General features: G+C 55.5%; 36 protein-coding genes. 35 read left to right on the top strand and 1 reads right to left on the bottom strand.

Translation table 11 applies throughout. The annotated features are described in order from the left end of the window. The first annotated feature begins 79 nt into the window (after positions 1-79). The 30 genes from rpsJ to bfr all read left to right on the top strand — a co-directional run bounded on the left by rpsJ (position 80) and on the right by bfr (position 16,058). Positions 80-391: a 30S ribosomal protein S10 gene (rpsJ, locus tag LIX93_RS29135; protein WP_003186070.1), complete on the top strand. Its 312-nt coding sequence runs from the start codon at positions 80-82 to the stop codon at positions 389-391. Between the two features lie 80 nt (positions 392-471). Beyond that, positions 472-1,107 carry a 50S ribosomal protein L3 gene (gene rplC / locus LIX93_RS29130; RefSeq protein ID WP_226507478.1) on the top strand — a complete coding sequence of 212 codons (636 nt, stop codon included), beginning with the start codon at positions 472-474 and terminating at the stop codon, positions 1,105-1,107. Positions 1,108-1,119: 12 nt separating this feature from the next. Next, a complete protein-coding gene (rplD, locus tag LIX93_RS29125) occupies positions 1,120-1,722 on the top strand; it encodes a 50S ribosomal protein L4 (RefSeq protein WP_226507477.1) in 603 nt (200 codons plus the stop codon). After that, on the top strand, positions 1,719-2,018 hold the full coding sequence (gene rplW, locus LIX93_RS29120) for a 50S ribosomal protein L23 (protein WP_226507476.1): 300 nt from the start codon (positions 1,719-1,721) through the stop codon (positions 2,016-2,018). Before rplD ends, rplW begins: the two co-directional genes overlap by 4 nt. A gap of 14 nt (positions 2,019-2,032) precedes the next feature. Next, the gene (gene rplB, locus LIX93_RS29115; protein ID WP_226507475.1) at positions 2,033-2,857 is read left to right on the top strand and encodes a 50S ribosomal protein L2; all 825 of its coding nucleotides are present in this window, start codon (positions 2,033-2,035) and stop codon (positions 2,855-2,857) included. 16 nt (positions 2,858-2,873) lie between these two features. Next, positions 2,874-3,149 (top strand): 30S ribosomal protein S19, encoded by a 276-nt coding sequence (rpsS, locus tag LIX93_RS29110; protein ID WP_002555486.1) that lies wholly within the window; start codon positions 2,874-2,876, stop codon positions 3,147-3,149. Between the two features lie 11 nt (positions 3,150-3,160). Next, the gene (rplV, locus tag LIX93_RS29105) at positions 3,161-3,493 is read left to right on the top strand and encodes a 50S ribosomal protein L22 (protein ID WP_003210077.1); all 333 of its coding nucleotides are present in this window, start codon (positions 3,161-3,163) and stop codon (positions 3,491-3,493) included. 13 nt (positions 3,494-3,506) lie between these two features. Beyond that, complete coding sequence (gene rpsC, locus LIX93_RS29100) at positions 3,507-4,193, top strand: 30S ribosomal protein S3 (protein ID WP_008065719.1); 687 nt, start codon at positions 3,507-3,509, stop codon at positions 4,191-4,193. A gap of 12 nt (positions 4,194-4,205) precedes the next feature. Beyond that, a complete protein-coding gene (gene rplP / locus LIX93_RS29095; protein ID WP_226507474.1) occupies positions 4,206-4,619 on the top strand; it encodes a 50S ribosomal protein L16 in 414 nt (137 codons plus the stop codon). Further along, a complete protein-coding gene (rpmC, locus tag LIX93_RS29090) occupies positions 4,619-4,810 on the top strand; it encodes a 50S ribosomal protein L29 (RefSeq protein WP_002555481.1) in 192 nt (63 codons plus the stop codon). The genes rplP and rpmC overlap by 1 nt, the downstream gene beginning before the upstream one ends. Positions 4,811-4,812: 2 nt before the next feature. Next, the gene (gene rpsQ / locus LIX93_RS29085) at positions 4,813-5,079 is read left to right on the top strand and encodes a 30S ribosomal protein S17 (RefSeq protein WP_226507473.1); all 267 of its coding nucleotides are present in this window, start codon (positions 4,813-4,815) and stop codon (positions 5,077-5,079) included. 23 nt (positions 5,080-5,102) lie between these two features. After that, positions 5,103-5,471: a 50S ribosomal protein L14 gene (gene rplN, locus LIX93_RS29080; protein WP_002555479.1), complete on the top strand. Its 369-nt coding sequence runs from the start codon at positions 5,103-5,105 to the stop codon at positions 5,469-5,471. Between the two features lie 11 nt (positions 5,472-5,482). After that, the gene (rplX, locus tag LIX93_RS29075; RefSeq protein WP_049860773.1) at positions 5,483-5,797 is read left to right on the top strand and encodes a 50S ribosomal protein L24; all 315 of its coding nucleotides are present in this window, start codon (positions 5,483-5,485) and stop codon (positions 5,795-5,797) included. Positions 5,798-5,817: 20 nt separating this feature from the next. After that, positions 5,818-6,357, top strand: a complete 540-nt coding sequence (gene rplE, locus LIX93_RS29070; RefSeq protein ID WP_226507472.1) for a 50S ribosomal protein L5 — start codon at positions 5,818-5,820, stop codon at positions 6,355-6,357. A gap of 14 nt (positions 6,358-6,371) precedes the next feature. Next, the gene (rpsN, locus tag LIX93_RS29065; protein ID WP_226507471.1) at positions 6,372-6,677 is read left to right on the top strand and encodes a 30S ribosomal protein S14; all 306 of its coding nucleotides are present in this window, start codon (positions 6,372-6,374) and stop codon (positions 6,675-6,677) included. A gap of 214 nt (positions 6,678-6,891) precedes the next feature. Beyond that, entirely contained in the window at positions 6,892-7,284 is a 393-nt protein-coding gene (gene rpsH / locus LIX93_RS29060; RefSeq protein ID WP_226507470.1) for a 30S ribosomal protein S8, read from the top strand. 12 nt (positions 7,285-7,296) lie between these two features. After that, on the top strand, positions 7,297-7,830 hold the full coding sequence (gene rplF, locus LIX93_RS29055; RefSeq protein ID WP_226507469.1) for a 50S ribosomal protein L6: 534 nt from the start codon (positions 7,297-7,299) through the stop codon (positions 7,828-7,830). Between the two features lie 10 nt (positions 7,831-7,840). Continuing rightward, positions 7,841-8,191: a 50S ribosomal protein L18 gene (rplR, locus tag LIX93_RS29050; RefSeq protein WP_003186037.1), complete on the top strand. Its 351-nt coding sequence runs from the start codon at positions 7,841-7,843 to the stop codon at positions 8,189-8,191. A gap of 3 nt (positions 8,192-8,194) precedes the next feature. Continuing rightward, positions 8,195-8,695 carry a 30S ribosomal protein S5 gene (gene rpsE / locus LIX93_RS29045; RefSeq protein WP_226507468.1) on the top strand — a complete coding sequence of 167 codons (501 nt, stop codon included), beginning with the start codon at positions 8,195-8,197 and terminating at the stop codon, positions 8,693-8,695. A 2-nt stretch (positions 8,696-8,697) separates the two neighbouring features. After that, positions 8,698-8,874 carry a 50S ribosomal protein L30 gene (gene rpmD / locus LIX93_RS29040; protein ID WP_003176408.1) on the top strand — a complete coding sequence of 59 codons (177 nt, stop codon included), beginning with the start codon at positions 8,698-8,700 and terminating at the stop codon, positions 8,872-8,874. Between the two features lie 3 nt (positions 8,875-8,877). Further along, positions 8,878-9,312: a 50S ribosomal protein L15 gene (gene rplO, locus LIX93_RS29035; RefSeq protein WP_226507467.1), complete on the top strand. Its 435-nt coding sequence runs from the start codon at positions 8,878-8,880 to the stop codon at positions 9,310-9,312. Beyond that, a complete protein-coding gene (gene secY, locus LIX93_RS29030; protein WP_226507466.1) occupies positions 9,313-10,644 on the top strand; it encodes a preprotein translocase subunit SecY in 1,332 nt (443 codons plus the stop codon). It abuts the gene before it with no gap. A gap of 28 nt (positions 10,645-10,672) precedes the next feature. After that, positions 10,673-10,789 (top strand): 50S ribosomal protein L36, encoded by a 117-nt coding sequence (gene rpmJ / locus LIX93_RS29025; protein WP_002555468.1) that lies wholly within the window; start codon positions 10,673-10,675, stop codon positions 10,787-10,789. A gap of 129 nt (positions 10,790-10,918) precedes the next feature. Beyond that, entirely contained in the window at positions 10,919-11,275 is a 357-nt protein-coding gene (gene rpsM / locus LIX93_RS29020) for a 30S ribosomal protein S13 (protein WP_008374135.1), read from the top strand. 30 nt (positions 11,276-11,305) lie between these two features. Beyond that, positions 11,306-11,695: a 30S ribosomal protein S11 gene (gene rpsK / locus LIX93_RS29015; RefSeq protein WP_002555466.1), complete on the top strand. Its 390-nt coding sequence runs from the start codon at positions 11,306-11,308 to the stop codon at positions 11,693-11,695. A 17-nt stretch (positions 11,696-11,712) separates the two neighbouring features. Continuing rightward, positions 11,713-12,333: a 30S ribosomal protein S4 gene (gene rpsD / locus LIX93_RS29010; protein ID WP_226507465.1), complete on the top strand. Its 621-nt coding sequence runs from the start codon at positions 11,713-11,715 to the stop codon at positions 12,331-12,333. A gap of 22 nt (positions 12,334-12,355) precedes the next feature. Continuing rightward, positions 12,356-13,357 (top strand): DNA-directed RNA polymerase subunit alpha, encoded by a 1,002-nt coding sequence (gene rpoA / locus LIX93_RS29005; RefSeq protein WP_226507464.1) that lies wholly within the window; start codon positions 12,356-12,358, stop codon positions 13,355-13,357. 42 nt (positions 13,358-13,399) lie between these two features. Further along, entirely contained in the window at positions 13,400-13,786 is a 387-nt protein-coding gene (rplQ, locus tag LIX93_RS29000; RefSeq protein ID WP_226507463.1) for a 50S ribosomal protein L17, read from the top strand. Positions 13,787-13,981: 195 nt separating this feature from the next. Continuing rightward, positions 13,982-15,427, top strand: a complete 1,446-nt coding sequence (locus LIX93_RS28995) for a catalase (protein WP_226507462.1) — start codon at positions 13,982-13,984, stop codon at positions 15,425-15,427. A 166-nt stretch (positions 15,428-15,593) separates the two neighbouring features. Beyond that, positions 15,594-16,058 carry a bacterioferritin gene (gene bfr / locus LIX93_RS28990; protein WP_226507461.1) on the top strand — a complete coding sequence of 155 codons (465 nt, stop codon included), beginning with the start codon at positions 15,594-15,596 and terminating at the stop codon, positions 16,056-16,058. Positions 16,059-16,234: 176 nt separating this feature from the next. Here the strand turns inward: bfr and uvrA are convergent, their stop codons facing one another. Then, entirely contained in the window at positions 16,235-19,069 is a 2,835-nt protein-coding gene (gene uvrA / locus LIX93_RS28985; RefSeq protein WP_226507460.1) for an excinuclease ABC subunit UvrA, read from the bottom strand. Positions 19,070-19,249: 180 nt separating this feature from the next. On the opposite strand from uvrA, the gene LIX93_RS28980 reads away from it, so the two are divergent. The 5 genes from LIX93_RS28980 to LIX93_RS28960 all read left to right on the top strand — a co-directional run bounded on the left by LIX93_RS28980 (position 19,250) and on the right by LIX93_RS28960 (position 25,107). Continuing rightward, a complete protein-coding gene (locus LIX93_RS28980; RefSeq protein WP_226507459.1) occupies positions 19,250-20,644 on the top strand; it encodes an MFS transporter in 1,395 nt (464 codons plus the stop codon). Between the two features lie 9 nt (positions 20,645-20,653). Next, the gene (locus LIX93_RS28975) at positions 20,654-21,178 is read left to right on the top strand and encodes a single-stranded DNA-binding protein (RefSeq protein WP_226507458.1); all 525 of its coding nucleotides are present in this window, start codon (positions 20,654-20,656) and stop codon (positions 21,176-21,178) included. Positions 21,179-21,873: 695 nt separating this feature from the next. Next, positions 21,874-22,671, top strand: coding sequence for a sigma factor-like helix-turn-helix DNA-binding protein (locus tag LIX93_RS28970; RefSeq protein WP_226507457.1), 798 nt, complete (start codon positions 21,874-21,876; stop codon positions 22,669-22,671). After that, positions 22,658-23,251: a hypothetical protein gene (locus LIX93_RS28965; protein ID WP_226507456.1), complete on the top strand. Its 594-nt coding sequence runs from the start codon at positions 22,658-22,660 to the stop codon at positions 23,249-23,251. The genes LIX93_RS28970 and LIX93_RS28965 overlap by 14 nt, the downstream gene beginning before the upstream one ends. Positions 23,252-23,253: 2 nt before the next feature. Continuing rightward, entirely contained in the window at positions 23,254-25,107 is a 1,854-nt protein-coding gene (locus LIX93_RS28960) for a UvrD-helicase domain-containing protein (RefSeq protein ID WP_226507455.1), read from the top strand. Positions 25,108-25,218 lie beyond the last annotated feature (111 nt).

Raw genomic sequence — 25,218 nt, 5'->3', positions numbered from 1 at the left:
GTGAGGCGTCTATAAAATCACGCCTCCTTTTAACGGGCGTCTTGCGCCCGCGGGGAAAGCAGCCGGAGTCTGAAATCCAATGCAAAATCAGCAAATCCGTATCAGGTTGAAGGCTTTTGACCATCGCCTGATCGACCAATCCACCCAGGAAATCGTGGAAACCGCGAAACGTACTGGTGCACAGGTGCGTGGTCCAATTCCACTCCCTACCCGCAAAGAGCGGTTCACCGTTCTGGTTTCCCCGCACGTCAACAAAGACGCGCGCGACCAGTACGAGATCCGTACTCACAAGCGTGTTCTGGACATCGTCCAGCCGACGGATAAAACCGTTGACGCGCTGATGAAGCTTGATCTTGCGGCTGGTGTAGAAGTGCAGATCAGCCTCGGCTAAGACTTGGGTCTTAGTCGTGTAACGCTCTGAAATGGGCGGCCATAGCGGGTGAAAGCCCCGTACACTCATGAGGTTACAACATGACTATTGGTGTAGTCGGTCGTAAGTGCGGTATGACCCGCATTTTTACCGAAGAAGGTGTCTCTATTCCGGTTACGGTCATTGAGATCGAGCCGAATCGCGTCACCCAGTTCAAAAATGAAGAAACTGATGGCTATCGTGCAGTGCAAGTCACTGTCGGCGAGCGTCGTGCTTCGCGCGTGACTGCTGCTCAAGCAGGTCACTTCGCCAAGGCGAACGTTGCTGCGGGTCGCGGTGTCTGGGAATTCCGTCTTGAAGAAGGCGAGTACCAGGCTGGCGACTTGATCAATGCTGAAATCTTCGCTGCAGGCCAACTGGTAGACGTTACCGGTCAGTCCAAGGGTAAAGGCTTTGCCGGTACCATCAAGCGTTGGAATTTCCGCGGTCAAGACAATACCCACGGTAACTCCGTCTCCCACCGCGTCCCTGGCTCTATCGGCCAGTGCCAGACTCCTGGTCGTGTTTTCAAGGGCAAAAAAATGTCCGGTCATATGGGCGCAGAGCGCGTGACCGTTCAGTCCCTGGAAGTTGTGCGCGTCGACGCTGAACGCAATCTGCTGCTGGTCAAGGGTGCTGTTCCTGGCGCTACCGGCGGCAACCTGGTTGTGCGTCCGGCAGCCAAGGCTCGCGGTTAAGGGGAAGCGAAAATGCAATTGAATGTAAATGACGCTCAAGCGATCGAAGTTTCCGAACTGACTTTCGGCGGCGAGTTCAACGAGACGCTGGTGCACCAAGCAGTCGTGGCCTACATGGCCGGCGGCCGTCAGGGTACTGCTCAGCAAAAAACCCGTTCCGGCGTTCGTGGTGGCGGTAAGCGCCCGTGGCGTCAGAAAGGTACTGGCCGTGCTCGTGCCGGTACTATCCGCAGCCCAATCTGGCGCGGCGGCGGCACCACCTTTGCAGCTCGTCCACAGGATCACAGCCAAAAGCTCAACAAGAAGATGTATCGCGCAGCACTGCGCTCCATCCTCGCTGAGCTGGTCCGCACTGATCGTCTGGTCGTGGTTCAGGATTTCGTTGTTGACGCACCGAAAACCAAAGACCTGCTGAACAAACTGAATGGCATGGGCCTGACCGACGTACTGATTGTCTCCGACTCCGTCGACGAGAATCTGTACCTGGCTGCTCGCAACCTGCCACACGTTGATGTCCGTGACGTGCAAGGTTCCGATCCAGTTAGTCTGATCGCCTACGACAAAGTGTTAATCACTGTGTCTGCCGTGAAGAAATTCGAGGAGCTGCTGGGATGAACCAGGAACGCGTATTTAAAGTTCTGCTTGGCCCGCACGTTTCCGAGAAGGCCACGGGTCTGGCTGACAAGAAAGGTCAGTTCGTTTTCAAGGTTGCTACTGACGCAACCAAGCTTGAAATCAAGAAGGCCGTCGAAAGCCTGTTCAGCGTGAAAGTAGAGCGTGTTACTACCCTGAACGTTCTGGGTAAAAGCAAGCGCACTGCTCGCGGTCTGGGCAAGCGTAATGACTGGAAGAAGGCAGTTATCTCCCTTCAGCCAGGCCAAGATCTCGATTTCAGCAGCAGTGCTGAGTAAGGAAGGGGTGCATCATGGCAATCGTTAAATGCAAACCGACTTCCCCTGGCCGCCGTCATGTGGTCAAGGTGGTCAACAAGGAGCTCCATAAAGGCGCTCCTCACGCACCGCTGCTCGAGAAAAAATCGAAGTCTGGTGGTCGTAACAACAATGGCCGTATCACTACTCGTCACATCGGTGGCGGTCATAAGCAGCACTACCGTCTGGTCGATTTCCGTCGCAACGACAAAGATGGCATCGCTGCCACTGTCGAGCGTATCGAATACGATCCAAACCGTACTGCTCACATTGCACTGGTTCTGTACGCAGACGGCGAGCGTCGTTACATCCTCGCACCTAAAGGTGTGAGCGCTGGCGACCAGCTGATCTCTGGTGCCTTGGCACCGATCAAGCCGGGTAACACCCTGCAGCTGCGCAACATCCCAGTGGGTAGCACCATTCACGGCATCGAACTGAAGCCGGGCAAAGGTGCTCAAATCGCTCGTTCCGCTGGTGCTTCGGCTCAGCTGATCGCTCGCGAAGGTGTCTACGTGACCCTGCGTCTGCGCTCTGGTGAAATGCGTAAAGTCCTGGCTGAATGCCGTGCGACCCTGGGCGAAGTCTCGAATTCCGAGCATAGCCTGCGTTCGCTGGGTAAAGCTGGTGCCAAACGCTGGCGTGGCGTTCGCCCAACCGTTCGTGGTGTTGCCATGAACCCGGTTGACCACCCACATGGTGGTGGTGAAGGTCGTACCTCCGGTGGTCGTCATCCGGTATCGCCATGGGGCTTCCCGACTAAGGGTGCCAAGACTCGTGGTAATAAGCGTACCGACAAAATGATCGTCCGTCGTCGCAAGTAAATAGAGGGATACGACAGTGCCACGTTCTTTGAAAAAAGGTCCTTTTATTGATCTTCACCTACTGAAGAAGATCGAAGTGGCGGCGGAAAAGAATGATCGCAAGCCGGTGAAAACCTGGTCGCGTCGTTCGATGATCCTGCCACAAATGGTCGGTCTGACCATCGCTGTACACAACGGTCGTCAACACGTCCCCGTTCTCGTGAACGAAGACATGGTCGGTCATAAACTGGGCGAGTTCGCCGGTACCCGCACTTATCGCGGGCACGTGGCTGACAAGAAAGCCAAGCGTTAAGGGGTCTGGAAATGGAAGTAGCCGCTAAGTTGTCGGGCGCTCGAATCTCCGCCCAAAAAGCCCGCTTGGTCGCCGACCAAATCCGCGGGAAAAAGGTGGGCGAAGCGCTCAATCTGTTGGCTTTCAGCAGCAAGAAAGCAGCAGAAATCATCAAGAAAGTGCTGGAGTCGGCCGTAGCCAACGCCGAGCACAACGAAGGCGCAGACGTTGATGACCTGAAGGTCAGCACCGTTTTCGTCAACGAAGGGCGTTCGCTGAAGCGCATCATGCCACGTGCCAAAGGCCGTGCTGATCGCATCGTCAAGCGGTCTTGCCATATCACTGTCAAGGTTGCTGACAAGTAACGGAGTAGATCAGATGGGTCAGAAAGTACATCCCATTGGCATACGCCTGGGAATCGTCAAGGAGCACACCTCCGTCTGGTACGCAGACGGTCGGACTTATGCGGACTATTTGCTCGCAGATCTGAAGGTGCGTGAGTATCTCCAAGACAAACTAAAAAGCGCGTCCGTGAGCCGTATCGATATCCATCGTCCGGCTCAAACTGCACGCATCACCATCCACACCGCTCGTCCAGGTATCGTTATCGGGAAGAAAGGTGAGGATGTTGAGAAACTGCGTCAGGACCTGACCAAGCAAATGGGTGTGCCTGTGCACATCAATATCGAAGAGATCCGCAAGCCGGAGCTCGACGGTATGCTGGTTGCGCAGAGCGTAGCTCAGCAGCTGGAGCGTCGTGTGATGTTCCGTCGCGCCATGAAGCGCGCCGTACAGAACGCCATGCGCATTGGTGCCAAAGGCATCAAGATCCAAGTGAGCGGTCGTCTCGGCGGTGCTGAAATCGCACGTACTGAATGGTACCGCGAGGGTCGTGTGCCACTGCACACCCTGCGTGCCGATATCGACTACGCAAACTACGAAGCTCACACCACTTATGGTGTGATCGGTGTCAAGGTTTGGATCTTCAAAGGCGAAGTAATTGGTGGTCGCCAGGAAGAGCTGAAGCCTCAAGCACCAGCGCCTCGTAAAAAAGCTGCTAAATAAGGGGTACGCGTAATGTTGCAACCAAAGCGTACGAAGTTCCGCAAGCAGATGACTGGCCACAACCGTGGTCTGGCACTGCGCGGTAGCAAAGTCAGCTTCGGCGAATTCGCCTTGAAAGCTGTTGCCCGCGGTCGTCTCACCGCCCGTCAGATCGAGTCGGCACGTCGTGCTTTGACCCGTCACGTAAAACGTGGCGGCAAGATCTGGATCCGTGTATTCCCGGACAAACCGATCTCCAAGAAGCCTCTCGAAGTGCGGATGGGTAAAGGTAAAGGTTCGGTAGAATATTGGGTTGCCCAGATTCAGCCAGGCAAAGTCCTGTATGAAATCGAGGGTGTTACTGAAGAGCTGGCGCGTGAGGCTTTCGCCTTGGCAGCTGCAAAGCTGCCTCTCGCCACCTCCTTTGTTAAGCGGACGGTGATGTGATGAAAGCGAATGAACTTCGTGAAAAATCAGCACAGCAACTGAACGAGCAACTGCTCGGCTTGCTGCGCGACCAGTTCAATCTGCGCATGCAGAAAGCAACTGGCCAGTTGGGGCAGTCTCACCTGCTCTCGCAAGTGAAGCGCGACATTGCTCGCGTGAAAACTGTGCTCAACCAGCAGGCAGGTAAGTGATCATGGCTGAAGCCGAAAAAACCGTCCGTACGCTGACTGGCCGTGTGGTCAGCGACAAGATGGACAAAACCATCACCGTTCTGATCGAGCGTCGCGTAAAGCACCCGATCTACGGTAAATACGTTAAGCGTTCGACTAAGCTGCACGCTCACGACGAATCCAATCAGTGCAAGATCGGCGACAAGGTCACTATTCGTGAAACCCGTCCGCTGGCCAAGACCAAGTCCTGGGCACTGGTTGACGTTCTCGAACGCGCTGTTGAAGTCTAAGGGCTAAGGGTCGGAGAAATTTTATGATTCAGACTCAATCCATGCTCGATGTGGCCGATAACAGTGGCGCTCGTCGCGTTATGTGCATCAAGGTACTCGGCGGTTCGCACCGTCGTTACGCTGGTATCGGTGACATCATCAAAGTGACCGTGAAGGAAGCAATTCCTCGCGGCAAGGTGAAGAAAGGTCAAGTGATGACTGCTGTTGTAGTCCGCACTCGCCACGGCGTTCGTCGTGCTGACGGCTCTATCATCCGCTTCGATGGCAACGCTGCTGTTCTGTTGAACAACAAGCAAGAGCCAATCGGTACCCGTATCTTTGGGCCAGTGACCCGTGAACTTCGTACTGAGAAGTTCATGAAGATCGTCTCGCTCGCCCCAGAAGTTCTGTAAGGAGATCCGACATGCAAAAGATTCGTCGTGACGACGAGATCATCGTGATCGCCGGCAAAGACAAAGGTAAGCGCGGTAAGGTGCTGAAGGTTCTCGCTGACGACCGTCTGGTCGTTGGTGGTGTAAACCTGGTCAAGCGTCATACCAAGCCTAACCCGATGTCGGGCGTACAGGGCGGTATCGTCGAGAAAGAAGCGCCATTGCACGCTTCTAACGTCGCCATTTTCAACGGCGAAACCAACAAGGCTGACCGCGTTGGTTTCAAAGTAGAAGAAGGCAAAAAAATTCGTGTCTTCAAGTCGACCCAAAAAGCGGTTGATGCTTGAACACTGCTAGGTAGAAGACCATGGCACGACTCAAAGAGATTTATCGGAAGGAAATCGCCCCCAAGCTTAAGGAAGAACTTAAGCTTGCGAACGTGATGGAAGTTCCGCGCGTTACCAAGATCACCCTGAACATGGGTGTTGGCGAAGCAATCGGCGACAAAAAAGTCATCGAGCATGCTGTTGCCGACCTCGAGAAAATCACCGGCCAAAAAGCCGTCGTGACTTTTGCTCGTAAATCCATCGCGGGCTTCAAAGTCCGTGAGGGCTGGCCGATTGGCGTCAAAGTCACTCTGCGCCGTGATCGTATGTACGAATTCCTGGACCGCCTGCTGGCGATCTCCCTGCCTCGGGTTCGCGACTTCCGCGGCCTGAATGCCAAGTCCTTCGATGGTCGTGGCAACTACAGCATGGGCGTGAAAGAGCAGATCATTTTCCCGGAAATCGATTACGACAAGATCGATGCTCTTCGCGGTCTGGACATCACCCTGACCACTACTGCACGTTCGGATGAAGAAGGTCGCGCTCTGCTGCGTGCTTTCAAATTCCCGTTCCGCAACTGATTGGAGACGGAATAATGGCCAAGACGAGCATGAAAAACCGTGAGCTGAAGCGTCAGCAAACGGTCGCAAAATACGCCAAAAAGCGCGCTGCACTGAAAGCTATCATCGTTGATCTGAACGCAAGTCCAGAAGCACGTTGGGAAGCTACCGTTGCACTGCAAAAGCAACCACGTGACGCCAGCGCTTCGCGCATGCGTAACCGTTGCCGCCTGACTGGCCGTCCACACGGTGTTTACCGCAAATTCGGCCTCGGCCGTAACATGCTGCGTCAAGCAGCCATGCGCGGTGACGTACCAGGTCTGGTCAAAGCCAGCTGGTAAGCCGTTGCGGCAGAGGCACGGCGGGTGGTTGAGAAATCAACCGACCGCCGGTGACCTCGCACTTGAATCAAGCCCCTTATGGGGCTTGATTCATTTGTGGGTTACGTTTAGAATTGCCGGCTCGCCTGAGCCCGGGTTTTTGGACCGGATCAAATGCTCGGCGACGTGTAGCAGCCGCAAGGCTCATTTTTTTTGTATCAGGAGCGTCTAGCCCATGAGTATGCAGGACCCGTTAGCGGACATGCTAACTCGAATCCGTAATGCCCAGATGGCTGAAAAGGCCGTTGTGAGCATGCCATCTTCCACGTTGAAGGTAGCTGTAGCTAAAGTTCTGAAGGACGAAGGCTATATCGCGGGTTTCCAGGTAAGCAGCGAAGTAAAACCGTCGCTTTCCATCGAGCTCAAGTACTTCGAAGGCCGTCCGGTCATCGAAGAAGTCAAACGCGTAAGTCGTCCAGGCCTGCGTCAGTACAAGTCCGTCGATGATCTGCCTAAAGTTCGTGGCGGTCTCGGTGTGTCTATCGTCTCCACCAACAAAGGTGTGATGACGGATCGTGCTGCGCGCGCTGCCGGTGTCGGCGGCGAAGTTCTTTGCACAGTGTTCTAAGGGGGGATAAGCATGTCTCGCGTCGCTAAGAACCCCGTAAAGCTGCCATCGGGCGTCGAAGTAAAATTCGTCGGTCAGCAGCTTTCGGTGAAGGGTGCCAAGGGCACTCTCGAACTGAACGTTCACTCGTCGGTTGAAATCGTTGAAGAGGCTGGCGAACTGCGTTTCGCTGCCAAAAACGGCGATCAACAGACCCGTGCAATGGCAGGTACTACCCGTGCTCTGGTCAACAACATGGTCCAAGGCGTAAGCCAAGGCTTCGAGCGCAAGCTCCAGCTGGTCGGTGTTGGTTACAAAGCACAAGCAAAAGGCACAGTGCTGAACCTGGCTCTCGGCTTCTCGCACCCGGTGGATTACGAACTGCCGGAAGGCATCACCGCTGAGACTCCTAGCCAGACCGATATCCTGATCAAGGGCATCGACAAGCAGCTGGTGGGTCAAGTGGCCGCCGAAATCCGCGATTTCCGTCCACCAGAGCCTTACAAAGGTAAAGGTGTGCGTTACGCGGACGAAGTCGTCCGTCGTAAAGAAGCCAAGAAGAAGTAGGGCCTAGCAAATGACCGACAAAAAAGTTACTCGTCTGCGTCGCGCTCGCAAAGCACGCCTGAAAATGCACGAACTCGAAGTCGTGCGTCTCTGCGTGTTCCGCTCGTCGCAACACATCTATGCCCAGGTCATCTCGGCCGACGGCAACAAAGTCCTGGCAAGTGCCTCGACTTTGGACAAAGAACTGCGTGATGGCGCCACTGGCAACATCGACGCGGCCACTAAGGTTGGCCAGCTGGTCGCTACGCGTGCTAAGGCCGCTGGCGTCTCGCAGGTGGCTTTCGACCGCTCTGGCTTCAAGTACCATGGTCGCGTGAAAGCGCTGGCTGATGCTGCTCGTGAAGCTGGGCTGGAGTTCTAAGTTATGTCAAATAACGACCAAAAGCGCGACGAAGGCTACATCGAGAAGCTGGTTCAAGTGAACCGCGTTGCAAAAACCGTTAAAGGCGGCCGTATCTTCACCTTCACCGCGTTGACCGTGGTAGGTGATGGCAAGGGCCGTGTAGGCTTCGGCCGTGGCAAGTCGCGTGAAGTGCCTGCTGCAATCCAGAAGGCTATGGAAGCTGCTCGCCGCAACATGATCCAGGTGGACCTGAACGGTACCACTCTGCAGTACGCCATGAAGTCCGCTCACGGCGCTTCGAAGGTTTACATGCAGCCTGCTTCCGAAGGTACCGGCATCATCGCCGGCGGCGCAATGCGTGCCGTACTGGAAGTTGCCGGTGTTCAGAACGTTCTGGCCAAGTGCTACGGCTCGACCAACCCTGTGAACGTGGTTCATGCCACTTTCAAAGGTCTGAAGTCGATGCAGTCCCCATCGTCGATTGCTGCTAAACGCGGCAAGAGCGTAGAGGAGATCATCTGATCATGGCTACCGTTAAAGTAACGCTGATCAAAAGCATGACCGGTCGCATCCCTAACCACAAATTGTGCGTTAAGGGTCTGGGGCTGCGTCGCATCGGTCACACTGTAGAAGTCCAGGATACTCCCGAGAATCGCGGGATGATCAACAAGGCTTACTACATGCTGCGAGTCGAGGGTTAATCGATGAAACTCAATGATCTGAGTCCAGCGCCGGGTTCCCGTCGTGAAAAGCATCGTCCGGGCCGTGGTATCGGTAGCGGTTTGGGTAAGACTGGTGGCCGCGGCCACAAAGGTCAGACCTCCCGTTCCGGTGGCACCATCGCTCCAGGCTTCGAAGGCGGTCAACAGCCGCTGCATCGTCGCCTGCCGAAGTTCGGTTTCGTTTCCCTGAAAGCCATGGACCGCGCAGAAGTGCGTTTGTCCGAGCTGGCCAAAGTGGAAGGCGACATCGTCTCCGTGCAGTCCTTGAAGGATGCCAACGTGATCAACCAAAGCGTGCAGCGTGTGAAAATCATGCTGTCCGGTGAAGTGACTCGCGCTGTCACCATCAAGGGAATCGCCGCCACCAAAGGTGCGCGCGCGGCTATCGAAGCAGCTGGCGGCAAGTTCGAGGAATAAATGGCTAAGCAAGGTGCTCTCTCAGCGCTCAGCAAAGGCGGGTTATCGGAGCTTTGGGCTCGTCTGCGTTTTCTATTCCTGGCGATTATCGTCTACCGAATAGGCGCACACATCCCAGTGCCCGGTATCAACCCGGACCGGCTGGCCGATCTGTTCAAACAGAATGAGGGGACCATTCTTAGCTTGTTCAACATGTTTTCCGGCGGCGCGCTGGAACGGATGAGCATCTTTGCACTGGGGATCATGCCGTATATTTCGGCATCGATCATCATGCAGCTGATGACCGCCGTTAGCCCGCAGCTGGAGCAGTTGAAGAAGGAAGGTGAAGCTGGCCGTCGCAAGATCAGCCAGTACACCCGCTATGGCACCGTTATCCTGGCCTTGGTTCAAGCAATTGGCATGTCCATTGGTTTGGCCAACCAGGGTGTAGCGTTCGCTGGTGGTCTCAGCTTCTATTTCGTTGCGGTGTCCACTTTTGTGGCCGGTGCAATGTTCATGATGTGGCTGGGCGAGCAGATTACCGAGCGTGGTGTCGGTAACGGTATCTCGATGCTGATTTTTTCGGGTATCGTCGCCGGTCTTCCGAGAGCAGTAGGGCAGTCTTTCGAGTCTGCGCGTCAGGGCGATATCAATATTTTCGCGCTGGTTGCGATCGGTGTGTTGGCAGTAGCGATCATCGGTTTTGTGGTATTCATCGAGCGTGGTCAGCGGCGTATCGCCGTTCACTATGCGAAGCGTCAGCAGGGCCGCAAGGTTTTTGCAGCGCAGACGAGCCACTTGCCGCTGAAAGTGAACATGGCTGGTGTGATTCCGGCTATTTTCGCGAGCAGCATCCTGTTGTTCCCAGCTTCCCTGGGGCAATGGTTCGGTCAGTCTGCGGGTATGGGCTGGCTGCAGGATCTCTCGCAGTCGATCGCTCCTGGTCAGCCGTTGAATATTCTGCTGTTTAGTGCAGGGATTATTTTCTTCTGCTTCTTCTATACGGCGTTGATGTTCAATCCGAAAGACGTAGCGGAAAACCTGAAGAAGTCCGGTGCCTTTATTCCGGGTATTCGTCCAGGCGAGCAGTCGGCACGCTACATTGATGGCGTCCTGACTCGTTTGACCATGTTCGGTGCTCTGTACATGATGTGCGTCTGCCTGCTTCCCCAGTTCCTGGTGGTGGCTGCAAACGTTCCGTTCTACCTTGGCGGGACTTCGCTGCTGATTGTGGTAGTGGTTGTGATGGACTTCATGTCCCAAGTACAATCGCACCTCGTTTCGCACCAGTACGAATCCCTGATGAAAAAAGCCAACCTGAAAGGCTACGGTGGCAGCGGTCTGCTGCGCTGAGAGTCCCTTAAGGTTCGAGGAGTTGGCAATGAAAGTTCGTGCATCGGTGAAAAAGCTGTGCCGTAACTGCAAAATCATTCGTCGCGAAGGCGTCGTTCGAGTCATTTGCAGCGCGGAACCGCGTCACAAGCAGCGCCAAGGCTGAGTGTGATGTGCTACAAGCCCAGCAGCTAGTGCGCTGCTGGGTTGATTATTTGTTATTACAGCGATATCATCTTGCGCCCTATTTCTTGGCTTCCGGGGCGTAGGTAGCTGTCAATTGGAGTCCCACTGAATGGCCCGTATTGCAGGCGTTAACATTCCAGATAACAAGCACACTGTTATCTCGCTGACCTACATCTATGGTGTTGGTCGCACAACTGCACAGAAAATCTGTGCAGACACTGGGGTAAACCCAGCTGCGAAGATCAAGGATCTGAGCGACGAGCAGATTGAACAGCTGCGTGGCGAAGTGGCGAAGTTCACCACTGAAGGTGACCTGCGTCGCGAAATCAACATGAAAATCAAGCGCTTGATGGATCTGGGCTGCTATCGCGGTCTTCGTCATCGTCGTGGTCTGCCAGTACGCGGTCAGCGTACCAAGACCAACGCGCGGACCCGTAAAGGTCCTCGTAAGCCGATCCGCAAGTAATCGCACCAGCGAATCGACAGGAATTTAGTCATGGCAAAACCTGCTGCTCGTCCTCGTAAAAAAGTCAAAAAGACAGTGGTTGATGGCATCGCCCACATCCACGCGTCTTTCAACAACACCATCGTGACCATTACCGATCGTCAAGGTAACGCCCTGTCTTGGGCAACCTCCGGCGGTTCGGGTTTCCGCGGTTCTCGCAAGTCCACCCCGTTCGCTGCTCAAGTAGCTGCTGAACGTGCTGGTCAAGCTGCGCTGGAATATGGCCTGAAAAACCTTGACGTCAACGTCAAAGGTCCAGGTCCAGGTCGTGAGTCCGCTGTCCGTGCATTGAACGGCTGTGGCTATAAGATCGCCAGCATCACCGACGTGACGCCAATCCCGCACAACGGGTGCCGTCCGCCGAAGAAGCGCCGCGTGTAATCAGGAGACGATAGATAATGGCTCGTTACATTGGTCCAAAATGCAAACTGGCGCGTCGTGAAGGCACTGACCTGTTCCTGAAAAGCGGCGTTCGCGCCCTGGAATCGAAGTGCAACATCGAAGCAGCCCCAGGTATCCACGGCCAGCGCCGTGGTCGCCAGTCCGACTACGGTACTCAACTGCGTGAAAAGCAGAAAGTCCGTCGTATCTACGGCGTTCTCGAGCGTCAGTTCAGCGGCTACTACAAAGAAGCTGCTGGCAAGAAAGGTGCAACCGGTGAAAACCTGCTGCAACTGCTCGAATGCCGTCTGGACAACGTTGTATACCGTATGGGCTTTGGTTCGACTCGTGCCGAATCCCGTCAGCTGGTATCGCACAAGTCGATCAGCGTTAACGGCAAAACCGTAAACGTTCCGTCCTACCAGGTTCGTGCTGGTGACGTGGTCGCGATTCGCGAGAAAGCAAAGAACCAGCTTCGCATTGTCCAAGCTCTCGATCTGTGTGCCCAGCGTGGCCGCGTAGAATGGGTAGAAGTAGACACTGAGAAAAAATCTGGCGTCTTCAAAAGCGTTCCAGCTCGCAGTGATCTGTCCGCCGACATCAACGAAAGCCTGATTGTCGAGCTCTACTCCAAGTAAGGGCTAGAAAATAGGTGCATCCATGCAGATTTCGGTAAATGAGTTCCTGACACCTCGCCACATTGATGTGCAAGTTGTCAGTCCAACCCGCGCTAAAATCACCCTCGAGCCTCTCGAGCGTGGTTTTGGCCATACCCTGGGCAACGCGCTGCGCCGCATCCTGTTGTCCTCCATGCCTGGCTGTGCAGTAGTCGAGGCCGAGATTGACGGTGTACTCCATGAGTACAGCGCCATCGAAGGTGTACAGGAAGATGTCATTGAAATCCTGTTGAACCTTAAAGGTCTCGCCATCAAGCTGCACGGTCGTGACGAAGTTACGCTGACCTTGTCGAAAAAGGGTTCGGGGGTGGTTACCGCTGCCGATATTCAGCTGGATCATGATGTCGAGATCGTTAACCCCGATCACGTAATCGCTAACCTGGCGTCTAACGGCGCCCTGAACATGAAGCTCGTTGTAGCTCGTGGTCGTGGTTATGAACCGGCCGACTCGCGTCAAAGCGATGAAGACGAAAGCCGCAGCATCGGTCGCTTGCAGCTTGACTCTTCGTTCAGCCCGGTACGCCGTATCGCATACGTGGTGGAAAACGCCCGTGTCGAGCAGCGCACCAACCTGGACAAGCTGGTTATTGATCTGGAAACCAACGGTACTCTGGATCCCGAAGAGGCTATCCGTCGCGCTGCAACCATCCTGCAACAGCAGTTGGCTGCGTTCGTGGACCTCAAGGGTGAAGCCGAGGCACCAGTGGTTGAACCGGAAGACGAGATCGATCCGATCCTGCTTCGTCCGGTTGACGATTTGGAACTGACCGTACGTTCGGCCAACTGCCTTAAGGCGGAGAACATTTACTACATTGGTGACCTGATTCAGCGCACCGAAGTAGAACTGTTGAAGACTCCGAACCTGGGCAAGAAATCCTTGACTGAAATCAAGGATGTATTGGCCTCGCGTGGTCTGTCTCTCGGCATGCGCCTCGACAGCTGGCCGCCTGCAAGTCTTAAGAAGGACGACAAGGCGACTGCCTGATCGTCGTAATCACCGAACGTCGTGTTTGGTAAGGAATGAACCATGCGTCATCGTAAAAGTGGTCGCCACCTGAGCCGTACCAGCTCGCACCGTAAGGCTATGTTCCAGAACATGGCGGTGTCGCTGTTCGAGCACGAGCTGATCAAAACTACATTGCCAAAAGCCAAGGAACTGCGTCGCGTTGCCGAGCCGCTGATCACCCTGGCCAAGATCGACAGCGTTTCCAACCGTCGTCTGGCTTTCGACCGTACTCGTTCGAAAGCTATCGTTGGTAAACTGTTCAACGATCTGGGCAAGCGTTATGCAACCCGTGAGGGTGGCTACCTGCGCATCCTCAAGTGCGGTTTCCGCGCTGGCGACAACGCGCCTATGGCGTACGTCGAACTGGTTGATCGTCCTGTCGGTGGCGTTGTAGAAGCTGCTGAATAAGACGAAAAGTCTGTTCAAGAAAACCGGGCCTAGTGCCCGGTTTTTTTGTGCGTGCGATTTTTGCAGTGGATGCTTCATTGTTTAAAACTATCGCGCACAAAATATCTATAAATTAGAGGTCGCTGTCGTTTTCAATGATACTGGCCACCAGCCGTTTAGCCCGGCACTACAAGGCCTGATAGAGGACGACATCATATGAGCCAGAAGACCCTTACCACCGCCAGCGGCGCTCCAGTCGCCGACAACCAGAACTCTCGGTCTGCCGGCCCACGCGGTCCGTTGCTGCTCGACGACTTTCACCTCATTGAAAAACTCGCGCATTTCAACCGTGAGAACATCCCAGAGCGTCGTGTGCACGCCAAGGGCTCGGGCGCTTACGGTACCTTCACAGTGACCCGTGACATCAGCCAATACAGCAGCGCCAAGCTGTTCGACACCGTCGGCAAACAGACCCCGACCTTTCTGCGCTTCTCCACGGTCGGCGGTGAGCGCGGCTCTGCGGACACTGAGCGCGATCCGCGCGGCTTCGCACTTAAGTTCTATACCGAAGAAGGCAACTGGGACATCGTCGGTAACAACACGCCCGTGTTTTTCATCCGCGACCCGTTGAAATTCCCCGATTTCATCCACACTCAAAAGCGCCTGCCTCAAAGCAATCTGAAAAGCGCGCAGATGATGTGGGATTTCTGGTCGCACTCCCCTGAGGCGACGCACCAGGTCACTATCCTCTTTTCCGATCGCGGCATTCCGGACGGATACCGTTTCATGCACGGCTTCGGCAGTCACACTTACAGCCTGCTCAACGCTGCAGGTGAACGCCACTGGGTAAAGTGGCACTACAAAACCCAGCAAGGCATCAAGAACCTTGCGCCGGCCGATGCTGCGCGTATTGCCGGGACCGACCCCGACTACGCCCAGCGCGACCTGTTCCAGGCCATCGAGCGCGGCGATTTCCCCAAGTGGACCGTTTGCGTGCAGATCATGACCGAGCAGCAAGCGCACCAGCACCATGAGAACCCCTTCGACGTGACCAAGACCTGGTCGCAGAAGGAATACCCGTTGATCGAAGTGGGTGTGCTCGAGCTCAACCGTAACCCGCTCAACTATTTCGCCGAGGTCGAGCAGGCCGCGTTCGGTCCTAGCAACATGGTGCCCGGTGTGGGGCTGTCGCCTGATCGCATGCTGCAGGGGCGTGTGTTCGCGTACGCCGATGCTCATCGCTATCGCGTGGGTACCAATCACCAGCAGCTGCCGGTCAATGCCCCGCGTAGCCCGGTCAACAGCTACCAACGTGATGGTTCAATGGCGTTTGGCAGCAATGGTGGGGCAGCGCCGAACTACGAGCCGAACAGCTATAGCGACGCGCCTAAGCAGGCCCCTCAATACGCGGAACCTTCACTGGCTCTGAGCGGCGCGGCCGATCGTTACGATCATCGCGAAGATACCGATTATTACAGCCATGCGGGCGCGCTGTTCCGTTTGATGGATGCCGAGCAAAAGGCACTGTTGATCAGCAACATCGCGGGTGCTATGGCAGGCGTGAGCAGCGATGTGGTGCAGCGTCAGTTGCAGCACTTCTTCAAGGCTGATCCCGCCTATGGCCAAGGCGTCGCGAATGCGCTGGGCGTGCAACTGGGCTAAATTTTGAACGTAGTCTAAATGCGAAGCAGAACCGCCCTCAGATGGGCGGTTTTTGCTGTTAATAGTTCGCGTTTCGCCGAATATCGGCAATTTTTAGCTACTTTGTGTCGACCTGTGCGACGGCTTGGTTCAAACTACAGCCTTTACAGCAGGGAGATTCAGGGCGATGCAAGGTCACCCGGACGTTATTGATTACCTCAACACGCTTCTGACCGGTGAGCTGGCCGCGCGTGATCAGTACTTCATCCATTCGCGGATGTATGAAGATTGGGGTTTCACCAAGCTCTACGAGCGAATTAACCACGAGATGGAAGAAGAGGCGGGTCATGCCGACGCCTTGATGCGCCGTATCCTGATGCTCGAAGGCACGCCGCGCATGCGCCCGGACGATCTCGAAGTCGGTACCACCGTGCCGGAAATGATCGCAGCCGACCTGCGCCTGGAATACAAAGTACGCGCCGCGCTGTGCAAAGGGATTGCGCTGTGTGAGCAGCACCGCGACTACGTCACCCGCGATATCCTGCGCGTGCAGTTGTCGGACACTGAAGAAGATCACACCTATTGGCTGGAGAAGCAGCAGGGTCTGATCAGGAACATCGGCCTGGAAAACTACCTGCAATCGCAGTTCTGATTTCCACGCTGATAAGAAAAGCCCCGGCCACTTATGTGTCCGGGGCTTTTTGTTGTTGCAGTGCACAATGTTGCAATTGGGCACGCTCCTTTGGGGGCAAGCTTTGCTCCTAGACTATGGGCAAAACTTGCACGCGAAAGCGATCATGAGATCGCCATCGCCACAAGGGATTGGCATCAAGCCTTGTCCCGCTCCAGCAGCGGCTTGAGATAATGCCCGGTATACGACTGCTTCATCGCCGCGACCTGCTCGGGCGTACCGCAGCCAATGATCATGCCGCCCTTGGAGCCACCCTCAGGCCCGAGGTCGACGATCCAGTCGGCGGTCTTGATCACGTCCAGGTTGTGCTCGATGACTACCACGGTATTGCCATGGTCGCGCAAACGATGCAGTACATCGAGTAGTTGCTGGATATCCGCGAAGTGCAGGCCAGTGGTCGGCTCATCGAGGATGTACAGGGTCTTGCCGGTGTCGCGCTTGGACAGCTCGCGGGACAGCTTGACCCGCTGCGCCTCGCCCCCCGACAGGGTCGTTGCCGATTGCCCGACCTTGATGTAAGACAGCCCCACATCCATCAGCGTCTGCAGCTTGCGCGCCAATGCTGGCACGGCATCGAAGAACACCCGCGCCTCCTCGACCGTCATTTGCAGCACTTCGTCGATGCTCTTGCCCTTGTAGCGGATCTCCAGAGTTTCGCGGTTGTAGCGCTTGCTCTTGCACACATCGCAAGGCACGTAAATGTCCGGCAGGAAGTGCATCTCCACCTTGATCAAGCCATCGCCCTGGCAAGCCTCGCAGCGCCCGCCCTTGACGTTGAACGAGAAACGCCCCGGCCCGTAACCGCGCGAACGTGCCTCGGGTACACCGGCGAAAAGCTCGCGAATCGGTGTGAACAAACCGGTGTAGGTTGCCGGGTTCGAACGCGGCGTACGACCGATCGGGCTCTGATCGATATCCACGACCTTGTCCAGATGCTGCAGGCCGTCGATGCTGTCGTGCGCGGCGGCTTCCAGGGTCGTCGCGCCATTAAGTGCAGTAGCGGCCAGTGGGAACAGCGTGTTGTTGATCAGCGTCGACTTGCCTGAGCCGGACACACCGGTCACACAGGTCAAAAGACCTATCGGGATTTCCAGGTCGACATTGCGCAGGTTGTTCCCGCGAGCACCCTTGACGGTCAGCGACAGCTTCTTGTTGCGTGGGGTGCGCTTTGCCGGATAGACGATCTTCATCCGTCCGGACAGATATTTGCCGGTCAGCGAATCTGGGTGATCCATGACCTCCTGTGCAGTCCCTTCGGCAACGATATGACCGCCATGCACGCCGGCGCCAGGGCCGATGTCGACCACATAGTCGGCGATGCGAATAGCGTCTTCGTCGTGCTCGACCACGATCACCGTGTTGCCGATATCGCGCAGATGCTTGAGGGTGCCCAGCAGCCGATCGTTGTCGCGCTGGTGCAGGCCGATGGAAGGCTCGTCGAGGATATACATGACCCCCACCAGGCCCGCGCCGATCTGGCTGGCCAGGCGGATACGCTGTGCTTCACCGCCCGACAGCGTGTCGGCACTGCGGTCCAGCGTCAGGTAGTCGAGGCCGACGTTGACCAGAAACTGCAGGCGCTCGCGGATTTCCTTGAGAATCTTGTCGGCGATCTCGCCGCGGCGACCGGTCAGGGTCAGGCCAGCGAAGTATTCAGTGGCATCGCCGATTGGCAGGCCCGTCACCGCAGGCAGGGTTTTTTCACCTACCCACACGTGACGTGCTTCACGGCGCAAACGCGTACCGCGGCAATCCGGGCACGGCTGGGTGCTGAGAAACTTCGCCAGCTCCTCGCGCACCGTGGCCGACTCGGTCTCGCGGTAGCGCCGCTCGAGATTAGGCACGATGCCTTCGAACGGGTGCGAGCGCTTGACGATATCACCGCGGTCGTTCAGGTATTTGAAGTCGACGTTGTCCTTGCCGCTGCCGTAGAGCAGCAGCTTCTGGCGCTCCGCCGGCAACTCGCCGAAGGGCTCTTCAAGGCTGAAGCCGAAATGCGAGGCCAGTGAGCCGAGCATCTGGAAGTAATAGACATTGCGCCGGTCCCAACCGCGTATCGCGCCTTCGGCCAGGGTCAGCTCGCCGTTGACCAGGCGCTTGGCGTCGAAGAACTGCTTCACGCCCAGGCCGTCGCAGGTAGGGCAGGCGCCGGCCGGGTTGTTGAAGGAAAACAGCTTGGGCTCAAGCTCGCTGATGGCATGGCCGCAGATCGGGCAAGCGAAGCGCGCCGAGAAGATAATCTCTTCGCCGGGCTCGTCGTCCATCGGTGCGACCAGCGCGATGCCGTCAGCCAGCTTCAAGGCGGTCTCGAACGACTCGGCCAGACGCTGCTGCAAGTCAGCACGGACTTTGAAACGGTCGACCACGACTTCAATGGTGTGCTTCTTCTGCTTTTCGAGCTTCGGCAATTCGTCGAGCTCGTGCAGCTTGCCGTTGATGCGAGCACGGACGAACCCCTGCGCGCGCAACTCTTCGAACACCGACAGGTGCTCGCCCTTGCGCTCGCGGATCACCGGCGCCAGGAGCATTAGTTTACTGCCTTCAGGCTGGGCCAATACCAGGTCGACCATCTGGCTGACCGTCTGGGCTTCCAGTGGAATGTCATGATCCGGGCAGCGCGGTTGACCCACACGAGCGTACAGCAGACGCATGTAGTCGTAGATCTCGGTGATGGTGCCGACGGTGGAGCGGGGGTTGTGCGAGGTGGATTTCTGTTCGATTGAAATCGCCGGCGACAGGCCTTCGATGGTGTCGACGTCGGGTTTTTCCATCATCGACAGGAACTGCCGGGCGTAGGCCGACAGCGACTCGACGTAACGGCGCTGGCCCTCGGCGTAGAGCGTATCGAATGCCAGAGAAGATTTGCCCGACCCCGACAGGCCGGTAATCACTATCAGCTTGTCGCGTGGCAGGGTCAGATCGATGTTTTTCAAATTGTGGGTTCGAGCCCCACGTACCAGAATCTTGTCCAAGGCGGCCTCGCGCGGCAGGCGGTAAACAGAAGAGTATACGGGGCTAGACCCGCTCACTGCACTTCAAGGTGGCATCGGATGAACATGAAGGAACATGAACATGCGCGGCATAGCGTCGCCGTGTGTGCCGTAAAACTGTGGGACTGGTAGAATCGCCGCCGGTTCACACGAGGTTTATCCATGCACGATTCACAGAGCGATCGCATGAGTGGCAGTGAAACCCGCGCGGCGGGTGGGCTGGCCCTGGTGTTCGCATTTCGTATGCTGGGCATGTTCATGGTGTTGCCGGTCCTGGCCACCTACGGCATGGACCTGGCCGGTGCTACGCCAGCGCTCATTGGCCTGGCCATTGGTGCTTACGGCTTGACACAGGCCGTGCTGCAGATTCCCTTCGGGATCATCTCCGACCGCATCGGCCGCCGGCCGGTGATCTATGTCGGGCTGGTGATCTTCGCCTTGGGCAGCGTGCTCGCCGCTCAGGCCGACTCCATATGGGGTGTGATCGCCGGGCGTATCCTGCAGGGCGCAGGGGCCATCTCGGCCGCGGTCATGGCCTTGCTGTCGGACCTGACCCGCGAGCAGCACCGCACCAAGGCCATGGCCACCATCGGCATGAGCATTGGCGTGTCCTTTGCCGTAGCCATGGTGGTCGGCCCGCTGGTGACCCGTGCGTTCGGCTTGTCGGGCCTGTTCATCGCCACGGCGGTGCTGGCCATGGTTGGGGTATTGCTGATTCGCTTCGTGGTGCCTTCGGCTTCCCAGCATTTCACTCACCGTGAGTCGGGAGTGGCCAAGCAGGCTTTGGGGGCCACCTTGCGGCATCCCGATCTGCTGCGCCTGGATATTGGTATCTTCGTGTTGCACTCGGTACTGATGGCCAGCTTCGTGGCGCTGCCGCTAGCCCTTGTGCAGCGGGCCGGTTTGCCCAAGGAACAGCATTGGTGGGTGTATCTGACCGCGCTGGTGATTTCGTTTTTTGCAATGATTCCGTTCATTATCTACAGCGAAAAAAAGCGCAAGATGAAGCAAGTCCTCTCCGGGGCGATCGCTGTCCTCATGCTCACAGAGCTGTTTTTCTGGGAGTGGGGCTACAGCCTGGCGGAACTGGTGGTCGGTACGGTGGTCTTTTTCACCGCCTTCAACCTGCTCGAGGCCTCGCTGCCTTCACTCATCAGCAAGGTGTCTCCGGCTGGCGGCAAGGGCACGGCCATGGGCGTGTACTCCACCAGTCAGTTTCTGGGCGCGGCGATGGGCGGTATTCTCGGTGGTTTCCTGTTTCAGCACGGCGGTTTGAGCGTTGTATTTCTGGGATGCGCCGGGCTGCTGGCGATTTGGTTGGCCATAGCTGTTACTATGCGCGAACCACCATACGTCACGAGCCTGCGTCTGCCGTTGTCGCCCGAGGCGCTGCGTGAAACCGGCCTGAGCGAACGCCTCAAGGCAGTTCCGGGAGTGACGGATGCCGTAGTGGTGGCAGAAGAAGCTGCCATCTACATCAAATTGGACACAGAAATTTTGGATCGCCCGTCCCTGGAGCGCCTGGTCAATCCGGCCTCGGCGGCGAGCGAAGCCTAGGAGAACGTTATGGCCCGTGGGGTTAACAAAGTCATATTGGTCGGTACCTGCGGTCAGGATCCTGAAGTTCGTTACCTGCCTAACGGCAACGCGGTGACCAACCTGAGCCTGGCCACCAGCGAGCAGTGGACCGACAAGCAATCGGGTCAGAAGGTCGAGAAGACCGAGTGGCACCGCGTTTCGATGTTCGGCAAGGTTGCCGAGATCGCCGGCGAATATCTGCGCAAAGGTTCGCAGGTCTATATCGAAGGCAAGCTGCAGACCCGCGAGTGGGAAAAAGACGGCATCAAGCGCTACACCACTGAAATCGTCGTCGACATGCAAGGCACCATGCAGCTGCTGGGCGGCCGTCCACAGGGCGACCAGAACGCTCAAGGCGGCAACAACTACCAGCAGTCGGCCCCTCGTCAGCAGGCCCCGCGCCCGCAGCAATCGTCCGCACCGCAGCAGTCGCGTTCGGCACCTGCGCCACAGCAGTCCGCGCCGCAACCGGCTCCGGATTTTGACAGCTTTGATGATGATATTCCGTTCTAGAATACGACTCAGACTCTATCTGTAAAGTATTTTCCTCAAAGCCCCGAGAGTCCTGCTTTTGGGGCTTTTTCTTTGCCAAAAAAAGCAAAGACTATGTTTAGAAAATGAGACAGGAGGATAGCTAGCGATGATTGCAAAGGTACGGTGTGGGGAGGTACCAACAAGGGTGGCGAAGACCAAGAGCTTTGTCATGGAGAATGGCGAGAGAGCGTGCGTGTTGGTCGATGGATGGGGGATGCCTCTCTACCCTTCGCTTATCTGTTGAGCTGGGGGGACTTTGTTTTGAGCCATCGCCGTTACTGGTAGGAGCCGAAAATCGAAAGGTAGCTGCTGATTGCCCTGACAACGTCGAATTCTATTAAGCATCACTATGCCATTAGAAATGCTTGATCCCCATCATGCATCTGTGGCTGACTACCGACAACGTGCAAGCTTGAGCGATATCGATCATGGATGAGCTACCCCTAGGTCAAATGGGCAACCGCACTCCGTCACTTCCTCCCCTCGACGCATGCGCGTCAGGCTTCATGCTATCTCCTCCCCTTCATAGGATCGAGCCTGCCTTCGTACGCTACCGCCGGGTTGTGGACATTCGGTCCCGATCATTGACGACGGCTAATACACCTGAGAAGCGAACTGAATGGCTGTCTTTCGCTATTTTGTAACACTACCGTTATAGCTGTCTGGAGGCATTGATGCCTGTACCGTTAGATCGCAAGGATAAGCAGGGCATCACTTACAAGCGTCCTCCTCAAATCGAGGCCTGGATTTCTACGTTAGAGTGCGTCGACGTCGGTGAAAGGACTACGCAGCTTTCGCTGCCTAAAACTAGCGAGGGCTACGTGCCGTCGGAAGTATTGGTCTACTTCCTCCGCCGTGCTTGGCAGGCCTCTGACCGTAAGGTCTTCGAGGAGACGTTCCGACTTCTTTTGGGCCGCGTTGAGCGATCACTTCGTTCCAGGCTCTGGGACTCGGCGATTGGTAATGCCTCCGACATTTGCGACGAAATCATCAACCGTTTTGTTGTGCGCGTAACCAAGGACTGTAAGTCGGACGATGGGCTTCTAGATTTTTACGAAGTACGGTTCGATAGAGCGCTAAGCACCATTAAAATTTCTGTATTGCGCAAGCTGTACGCTGAGGTTGGCGATGCTGTCTTGGTCTCTTTCGATAGCCAGGATCCAGATGACGGCTCTCTTTCTTCCGAAGTGGAAGTCGCTTGGGAGGATCGCCTCCGCGACGAATTGATGAAAATCGATGACCCAGCTTTCCGGCTAACGCTATTGTCAGCGATTGACCGTCTGCCACAGGACCAGAAGCAGGTTATCGGTCTGCGATTGAAGGGCATTCCTGTACATGCGAATGATCCCTCTGTTCAGACTATTGCAAAAATGCTCCAGTGCGACGAGCGAACGGTGCGAAACCGAAGTGCTCGTGCCCTTAAATCTCTCAAGGTTACGCTTGAAGAGGAGATGAAATATGAGCTTAGATAAGAATATATCTGAAGAAGAGGTGCTTTTAGCTTTTTCTGTAGAGGAATATCACGATAGTGGTACGCTGGAGCGGTATGTCAAGAGTTATCCTCAACATGCTAGTGCGTTAGTGGACTGCTCTATAGAATTTATGCTGGGGGATGAACTTGTTGAGAATGCCCAAGTTCCTGCAACTGATGCAGCTATAAATAAGGCCTGGAGTCAGGTTGAGTCATTCTTGAATTTTAGCCCGAAGCAAAATAATTTTATGAATCCTTTTGCTCAACTTAGTTCTTCGGCGTTCAGAGAGGTAGCTAGAAAGATTAATGTAAATGGTCTGTTTCTTGGGCGGGTTCGGGATCGGGGCATAAAGGCTAGTACTTTTCCTCCTAAATTTGTTGCGAGGCTTGCGTCGGAGCTTGGTGGGACTGTTGATAGTATGCTTGCATACTTATCAAGTCCTCCTAATATAGATTCTAGCCAAAGTTTTAGGTCGAGTGAAAAGCCAACCGCAAGTGAACAAATATCTTTTGATGACGCCGTGGAAACCTCCCAGTTAACTACCAATCAACAGGACGCGCTCCTAGCGCTTCGAGGCTGAATATGGATGCGACCGAGGCGGCAAGATTAGAGGCTGAGAAAATCCACCTCGCGGCTGTCGCTGAAGGGAGCGATCCTTGGTGTCCACTTGAATTTGCGCTAATTGAAGCGGGCAGACGTCACCTTGATGTCTATGGCTTGCCCAAGGGCGATCCAGCTTTAAAGGGAGGGCAGGCTGTCTTTGACAGTCAGGCAGGAGCAATTCTCTATCAGGATATTGGTAGCGATTTTGATCGTGCGTTTCTCGTTGCTCACGAACTCGGACACTTAGTGTTGGAGGGGGGGAACGATGATGCAGTTACGCTCGACGCGCAGCCCGAGCGGTCGACGGAGGATGCTCCAGTCGGTGCTGAGAGCTTGATTGATTATGGTGCTCGTGAGCGTCGTGAAATTAAAATGGATCTCTTTGCGCGTGAGTTTTTAATACCGCGTTCAGTTGCGTGCGCCCTTCATGTGGAAAACGGGTATTCCTCTTTAGAAATTGCTCAGCGTCTAGGTGCGCCTTTACCTGTTGTACAGCAGCAACTTCTGGACGCGCTGTTGCTTCCAAGAGTTTCTACTGGACAGGAAAACAGCCTCAACGAACGGGGTGATATTCGCCCTGATCTGTCACAGCAGGTCGCTGCATCGCATCGTGGCTCCCCCTTTCAATTACAGGCTGGACCTGGCACAGGCAAAACCAGAACGCTAGTGCAGCGTGTCGAACAGCTTATTATCGACGGTGAGGATCCTAGCGCGATTCTGGTTTTGACGTTCTCTAACAAAGCAGCGAGTGAGCTGAGCGAGCGAATTGCTTTATCTAACCCACTAGCCGCAGCAGCAATGTGGATTGGGACATTCCATGCTTTTGGTCTTGATATTATCAGGCGATTTCATCAAATTTTGAAGTTGCCGCCTGAGCCTCGTCTTATTGATCGGCTCGAAGGTATTGAATTACTTGAAGCTGAAGTACCTCGGCTTTCACTCCGGCATTATCGAAATCTATGGGATCCAACACTAGATCTAGATGACATGTTAAGTGCCATTTCACGTGCGAAAGATGAATCTATAGAGGCTGCCGATTACATTCGTTTAGCTGAGTCGATGACTCGCAACGCTGGAGGCGATTCAACTGCACTGCTTCGAGCTGAAAAATGCATGGAGGTTGCAAGTGTTTATGAGGTGTATGAACGATTGATGAGAGAGCAAAAGCTTATTGACTTTGGCGACCTTATTTCGTACCCGGTGCGGCTGGTAGAAGCTGACGCGGAAGTTAGGGCCGCATTAGGGAGAAGGCACAAGCATGTGCTGGTGGATGAGTATCAAGATGTTAATAGATCATCAGTAAGACTCTTAAAGGCCATAGTTGGAGGCGGGGAGAATCTATGGGTGGTTGGTGATGCCCGGCAGTCTATCTACCGTTTTCGCGGCGCGTCCGCCTCCAATATGGCGCATTTTAGCGAGGATTTTCCCGAAGCAGTAATCGAAAAATTAGGTGTCAACTATCGTTCAAAACAAGAAATAGTCGATACATTCGCCACCTTCTCCACAGCCATGAAAGCTTCTCAGGGAGCGTTACCCCTATCTTTGACAGCGAGCCGCGGAGGTGCTGGGGCTCATCCAGAACTAAGCATTGTAGGGTCAACCGCAGAGGAAATTTCAGCACTCGCGGGATCCATAGAGACATTACGCACGTCAGGTACTCCGTACCGGGGACAGGCAGTCCTGTGCGCATCAAATACTCGTCTGAGCGAAATTGCCAAGGGTCTGGAGGCTCGGGGCATTCCTGTTTTTCATCTAGGAAGTATTTTTGAACGCCCAGAGATAAAAAACCTTTTGGCGCTCCTTACCCTACTTAATGATGTAGTGGTCTACTAACCCCGGACACCTTTTTAGGCGAAAATGATCGCCACACAGAGGTGTTCGATGAGCAGACAACGACGTACCTTCACCCCCGAATTCAAGCGCGAAGCTGCCAGCTTGGTGCTT

This window comes from Pseudomonas sp. MWU16-30317 (genome assembly GCF_020515695.1).
Taxonomy (GTDB): Bacteria; Pseudomonadota; Gammaproteobacteria; order Pseudomonadales; family Pseudomonadaceae; genus Aquipseudomonas.
Note: the sequence above shows the minus strand (reverse complement) of the source record. Positions and strands in the feature narration are given on the sequence as shown.